Genomic DNA, 1,721 nt, shown 5'->3' on the forward strand with positions numbered 1-1,721 from the left:
AAGAATCCGTCTCACAACAAAAAAGTTGAGACGGATTTTTATTTTTAATCGATTCATATTCATTTGATAAAAGAAAAAGTTGTCCTGCTCAGGCAACTTTCTTTCTTAGGTTGTGTGCTAAAGCGTGTAATCCGAACTCCAATTCTACTTTTTTCAAGCCTTTGAGGGTAAATCGCTTAAAATTATTGCAATGTTTCAGATGTGCAAACACAGGTTCTACTTCAACCGATCGTTGTCTGCGTTTTTTGATGCCTTCTTCACTGTTTAAAAGTTCTCGGATTTTTTCTTTGTAATCCTCCAAATGATGGTTTAGCTCGATGCTCCGGTTTTCTTTGGAGTTGTGACAAACACTTCGTATCGGGCATCCTTCGCAGTTTTTTGCCTGATAATGCGAGAGTTTCTGAGGGTAGCCGGTTTTGGTTTTCCGGGTGCTTTCGTGCGTTTTCTCCATCTTTTGCCCCATCGGACAAACATAAAAATCTTCTTCCCCGTTGTAATGCAGATTTTCTTTACTGAAAGTCTTGTACTTTGCCTGATAACGGGTGTCCTGCTCTTTATCAAATGTAATGTATTTTACAAACGGGGTGATGCTTTTCTGTTCCAACAATTCGTAGTTCTCTTCGCTTCCGTAACCCGCATCGGCAGTGAGTTCTTTCAGTTCATTCATTCTGTTTTTGCCATATAATTTCTCGAAATTTTCCAGATGATGCTTTAAGGTATTGATGTCATTGGTTTGCTGATGAATCGTGTAATTTAAATAAATTGATTCTCCGTAGAAATCTGCGCATTATAGGCGGGTTTGAGCTGTCCGTTTTGCATATGATCATCCTTCATCCGCATAAAAGTAGCGTCTTCATCGGTTTTGCTGTAGGAATTCCTCTCTGCTAAAATCGCCTCTTGAGATTCGTATTTATCGAGTTTTTTTTCAAAATTGTTTTTAATGTAATTCAGCTTGGCTTTGGCTTTCTTGTCGGAATTGGTTTTACTCTCGCTGCCTTTCAATTTGGTATTGATGCTTTCTATGGTCTGCTGTATTTTTTCTTTGCTGATTTCTTTAAATTCCGGTGGTTCAGGGTCTTTGTCTTCCTCCCGGGCAACGCTTTGGGCATATTTCCAAAGGTCTTCCAGTTGCCGCAGCATCTTTTCTTTATTGGTTTTAATGGCATTTGCCCACACAAAAGTGTAGCGGTTAGCCTGTGCTTCGATCTTGGTTCCGTCCACAAAAACCTGTCTCAAACTTACCAAACCTTCTTCGGCAAGAAGCAAAACCACCTGCGAGAATATATCCTTGAAGGCAGCCTCCAGCTTACGGGTCCGGAAACGGTTTACGGTATTATGATCCACGATGCTCATATGGGAGAGCCACATAAAGTTGATGTTTTCGCGAAGCGCTTTTTCGATTTTCCGGGAGGAATAAATGTTGTTCATGTAAGCAAAAACCATCACCTTGAGCATCATCACGGGATGGTAACTGGGATTTCCTTCTTTGCTATAGGCTTTTAGAAGCGGTTCTATATTGATTCTCTCTAAAATATCATTGACGACCCGAACAGGGTGATTCTCAGGAATTAACTCCTCAAAACTGTACGGAAATAACACGATCTGATTTTGGTTATAATACTTGAAATTCATACACAAACACCTGATTACCAGATATAAATATACAAAAACATAAAATAATAACCAAAAAAATCCGCCTCAGTTGTGAGACGGATTCTTTT

General features: G+C 39.6%; 1 pseudogene. It reads right to left on the minus strand.

From position 1 onward, the window contains the following. Positions 1–88: 88 nt before the first annotated feature. Positions 89–1,632, minus strand: a pseudogene (locus AC6CHK_RS16095) (IS1182 family transposase). Between the last annotated feature and the right edge of the window lie 89 nt (positions 1,633–1,721).

It is taken from the genome of Chryseobacterium sp. GQ58 (genome assembly GCF_059758895.1).